This is a genomic window from Skermanella sp. (genome assembly GCF_059503625.1).
Genome location: NZ_JCACHA010001190.1, coordinates 1 through 4,812, shown reverse-complemented (window position 1 = coordinate 4,812; position 4,812 = coordinate 1). Strand labels below are relative to the sequence as shown.

Below are 4,812 nucleotides of genomic sequence, written 5' to 3'. Positions count from 1 at the left end.
ATCGTGACCAGCTTCGGGCCGGCACTTTTATGGAAGGTGGCAATCTACACGAATGTCCACGAAATCCGAGGAGCCATTCAGCCGCAGGTAATGGGGTCCGAATGGCGGCCGGCGCCGTCCACGATCCGGGGAGGAGTTCAGCCGCCCGCCACCAGGAACAGGATCGCCACGAAGGCGGCGGTGGCGGCTCCGACCATCGCGACCAGACGCATATCGACCGGCGAATCGCCGGATTCAGGCCGCGAGGCTGCGGGAGCCGCCGGAGAGGATGCCATGGCCGCCATCGCCGCATGCTGCGCCGCGAGCTGTCCGCCGGGAGCCGGTGCTTCCTGCGGCATCGGCGCCTCGGCCTCGCCGTCCGCTTCATTCTGGGGCTGACCGACGACCTGGGTGAACTTCGCGAAGAAGTCGTCGGCCATCTTGCGCGCCGTCCCGTCGATCAGCCGTGAGCCGATCTGCGCCAGCTTGCCGCCGACCTGGGCATGGGCGGTATAGTCCAGCAGCGTCGCGTCGTCGCCATCCGGGTTGAGCTTGACGGCGGCACCGCCCTTGCCGAAGCCGACGGCGCCGCCGCTGCCTTCGCCCGTAATGGTATAGCCGTTGGGCGGATCGATATCGCTGAGGGTCACCTTGCCGGCGAACTTCGCCTTGACCGGTCCCACCTTGGCGACGACCTTCGCCGTCAGTTCCGTATCGGAATGCTTCTCGATCTCCTCACATCCGGGGATGCATTGCTTCAGGATTTCCGGATCGTTGAGGGCGGCCCAGACCTTTTCCCTGGGGGCCGTGATCCGATAGCTGCCGGACATGTCCATGCGTTACTTCCTCCCGGTCGCATTTTTTCAGTGTGAAGACTAAGTGTCGCAGGCGTCCTCCAGACATCAGACTTTCGAGTAGAGGGCGGCCTAATCCGGTATGTCCGAAAGTGGGATGACGGCAACGTTCCCCCCTTCCAGGCCCCTCCTTAGACTTTGGTCTAACGTCGCACCCAGGGCAGCGCCCTTGGCAGAAGTGATGCCGGGAGAGTAATTTTATACGTAGGCGGGAGCCGGGAGGGAAGCTGCGGGCACTTCCCTCGTTCCAGGCTTCGGCACAGGGGAAAGGCGGAGTAGTTTTGATGGCCAAGGGGCCTCGCACCGGCCGTATCGGTGGCCGGACCTCACGCGCGCCGGTACGGCAGCTCGTTGCCGACACGCTGGCGCCGGAGCCGGCGGTCGAAGCCGATGCTGCAGCGGGCATCGATTCGGAAATGGGGCGTCGGCCCCAGGCCTTCGCCGATGCCGCCGGTCCCCGGATGCGCCGGGGCTTCAGCCACGATATCGATCCCAGGCGGGCGGCGGTCGAGTTGCACGACGCAATTGCCCAGCCGGACGCCGCGTTCGTGCTGGTCTTCTGCTCGCCGCAATACGATCTGCCCCTGCTGGGAGAAGCTCTGGCCGACGTGTTCGGCGATACCCTGGTGATCGGCTGCACCACGGCGGGAGAGATCACGCCGGCCGGATACATGACGGGGTCGATCACGGGTGTCAGCTTTCCGCGCAGCGACTTCACGGCGGTCGCCGAGCGGATCGACGATCTGGAAAGCTTCGAGATCTCCCATGCCCAGGCGCTGGTCCGCAGCCTGACCGCCAAGCGCGACGCCGCCTCTCCGGAACACTCTCCGGAACACCGGGACGCCGCGTCCGGCAGCTTCGCGCTGCTTTTGATCGACGGCTTGTCGATCCGGGAGGAGCCGGTGGTCAGCTCCCTCTATTCGGCGCTTGGCGACATACCTCTGTTCGGCGGCTCCGCCGGCGACGATTTGAAGTTCGAGCAGACCTGGGTGCTTCACGACGGCCGGTTCCACACCGATGCCGCCGTCCTGGTGCTGGTCGACACGGTCCGCCGCTTCAGCGTCTTCCGCACGGAGCATTTCGTCAGTTCCGACCGCAAGATGGTCGTGACCGAGGCCGATCCCGCGCGGCGCATCGTGACCGAGATCAATGCCGAGCCGGCGGGGCGGGAATATGCTCGCATGGTCGGGCTGGAGGGTGAGCCGCTGACGTCGATGATCTTCGCGGCATATCCGGTCGTGGTCCGGGTCGGCGGCGAGTATCACGTCCGCTCGATCCAGAAGGTCAACGACGACGAGAGCCTGACCTTCTTCTGCGCGATCGACGAGGGGATCGTGCTGACGGTCGCGGAAGGGGTGGACCTTGTCCAGAACCTGGAGAACCTGTTCGCCCGCCTGCGCGACGATGTCGGGGAGCCGGAACTGATCCTGGGCTGCGACTGTATCCTTCGCAGCCTGGAGATGGAGCAGAAGCAGATCAAGCATCTGGTGTCGAAGGTGCTGGCCCGGAACAATGTGATCGGGTTCTGCACCTATGGAGAGCAATTCAACGCGATGCATGTCAACCAGACCTTCACCGGCGTCGCCATAGGTGCGCGATGCAAAGCCTGAGCCTCGCTCCCGCGCCTATCGAGCCGGGCTTGACGGCGGAGCAGCGGCGCATCGCCGAGCTGGAGCACGAGAACGAAAAGCTGCGCCGGATCAACAAGGTCCTGATGGACCGTGTCGAGCGCAGCATGGATTTCCAGGGCAACGCCTTCTCGCTGTTCCAGACCGCCATCGTGCTGGAAACCAAGGTCCGCGAGCGGACGCTGGAACTGGAACGGACCCTTCACGAACTGGAGCGGTCCAACCGCGACCTTGCCCGCGCCAAGGAACTGGCGGAGACCGTGCAGGCCCGGCTGGCGGAAGCCATCGAGTCCGTCAACGAGGGCTTCGCCCTGTTCGACGGCGACGACCGGCTGGTCATGTGCAACAGCAAGTACCTAGCCTTCTGGCCGGCCTTCGGCGAGCAGATCGTCCCTGGAGTGACATTCACCGAGATAGCGCTTCAAGCGGTCCGCACCCGGTCGGTCCAGGACATCCGGGACGGCGGAGTCAGCTGGCTGCACCAGCGGCTGGCCGAGCACCGGCAGCCCAAGGGGCCGTATGTCCACGCGCTGGCCGACGGCCGCTGGATGCAGGTCAACGAGCGGCGGACCCGCGACGGCGGGGTGGTCGGGATCTATACCGACATTACCGACCTGAAGCGCGACGAGACCCGGCGGCGCGAACGGGAATTGGCGGAGAAGTCCGTTCTGCTCCAGGCCACGCTCGACAACATCGCGCAAGGCGTGGCGGTCTACGACAAGGACCTGAAGCTGGTCGCCTGGAACGACTGCTTCGTCCGTCTGCTGAACCTGCCGACCAAGGTCGTCCGGCAGGGCGCCACGTGGCAGGACTTCGTCGATCACAACACCCGGCTGAGCTGGGACGGGTTGAGCGACAAGGCGATGTCGCGCGAGGATCTGGGCGAACGTCCGCTGGCCGTGGAGGAGGAGTGGCAGGGCAGGGTGCTGGATATCCGGCGCACTGTCATGCCGGGCGGCGGCTTCGTCAACACCTATACCGACATCACGGAGCGCAAGCGCAACGAGGAAGCCCTGCGCGACAGCGAGCGCCGCATCCGCACGATCACCGACGCGATGCCGGCCCTGATCGCCTATGTCGACAGCGAGCAGCGCTTCCGCTTCGTCAACAAGCCCTACGAGGACTGGTTCAACCGTCCGCGCGAGGAGATCGACGGGCAGCCGATGTGGGTCGCCCTCGGCACGGAGCATTACGAGCAGCGCCGTGACAACGTCCTGGCGGCGCTGGCCGGCAACGAAGTCACCTTCGAGATGGAGTTGCCGGCGGAGAACGGCGCCGTGCGCTATGCGCTGGCGACTTATATCCCGCATTTCGGCGAAACCGGCGAGGTGCTGGGCTACTACGCCCTGATCCAGGACATCACCGAGCGCCGCATGGTCGCCGAAGCCCTGAAGGAGTCGAAGGAAAGCCTGGAGCGCCGCGTCGCTGAGCGCACCGCCGCCTTGATGGCGCTGAACGGCAAGCTTCATCAGGAGATCGCCGAGCGCAAGCAGATCGAGGAAGCCTTGCGGGTCGCCAAGGTCGAGGCGGAGCAGGCCAACCTGTCCAAGACCAAGTTCCTGGCGGCGGCCAGCCACGACCTGTTGCAACCGCTGAATGCCGCCCGGCTGTTCGTGTCGGCGCTGAGCGATCTGGAGCAGATCCCCCAGAACGGCGTTCTGATCGAGAATACCGACGTGGCGCTGGCGGCGGTCGAGGACCTGCTGGGTGCCTTGCTCGACATCAGCAAGCTGGACGCCGGCGTCGTCCAGGCCGAGCCGGGCGACTTCCCGATCGAATCCCTGCTGGGCGCCATGGCGACCGAGTACGCGGCGCAGGCGCGTGAACGGAGCCTGGAACTGCGCGTCGTGTCGAGCAGCGCAGTCGTCTACAGCGACATCCGCCTGCTGCGGCGGATCATCCAGAACTTCCTCAGCAACGCCATGCGCTACACCCGCTCGGGCCGGGTGCTGCTGGGCTGCCGGCGCGACGGCAGCCGGCTGCGGATAGAGGTCTGGGACACGGGTCTCGGCATCCCGGAAGACAAGCTGGTCGAGATCTTCGAGGAGTTCCGCCGCCTGGGCAACGACCAGAGCGGCCGCGACCGGGGCATGGGCCTGGGGCTCGCCATCGTCGAGCGCGTCGCCCGGATGCTCGGCCACAGGATCGGCGTCCGCTCGGTCCAGGGCGAGGGTTCGGTGTTCTCGGTGACCGTTCCGGTGGGCGACCGCCGCCGGCAAGTCCGCCCGCCGGAACCGGTGCCCGCCGCCTCGCTCAACCGGCTGGCCGGATCGCTGGTTCTGGTGATCGACAACGAACGCAGCATCCTGTCCGGCATGACGGCCCTGCTGGAAGGCTGGCGCTGCGCCGTG

3 protein-coding genes are annotated in these 4,812 nt (G+C 66.1%); 2 read left to right on the top strand and 1 reads right to left on the bottom strand.

Annotated elements, in window-relative coordinates; genetic code table 11:
- Positions 1 to 137 precede the first annotated feature (137 nt).
- Positions 138 to 815, bottom strand: coding sequence for an SRPBCC family protein (locus AC5JJ6_RS41890; RefSeq protein WP_496047738.1), 678 nt, complete (start codon positions 813 to 815; stop codon positions 138 to 140).
- Positions 816 to 1,117: 302 nt separating this feature from the next.
- Here AC5JJ6_RS41890 and nosP point away from each other — a divergent pair, with 302 nt between their 5' ends.
- Together nosP and AC5JJ6_RS41880 are read left to right on the top strand one after the other, a co-directional pair.
- Positions 1,118 to 2,443: a nitric oxide-sensing protein NosP gene (gene nosP / locus AC5JJ6_RS41885; protein ID WP_496047737.1), complete on the top strand. Its 1,326-nt coding sequence runs from the start codon at positions 1,118 to 1,120 to the stop codon at positions 2,441 to 2,443.
- On the top strand, positions 2,431 to 4,812 hold a 2,382-nt coding region (locus AC5JJ6_RS41880; protein WP_496047736.1), incomplete at its 3' end, for a NahK/ErcS family hybrid sensor histidine kinase/response regulator. The genes nosP and AC5JJ6_RS41880, both read left to right, overlap by 13 nt.

Excerpts from the sequence above, each read along its gene's own strand:
- AC5JJ6_RS41890 (WP_496047738.1), bottom strand. The coding sequence starts at position 815 with ATGGACATGTCCGGCAGCTATCGGATCACGGCCCCCAGGGAAAAGGTC.
- nosP (WP_496047737.1), top strand. The coding sequence starts at position 1,118 with ATGGCCAAGGGGCCTCGCACCGGCCGTATCGGTGGCCGGACCTCACGC.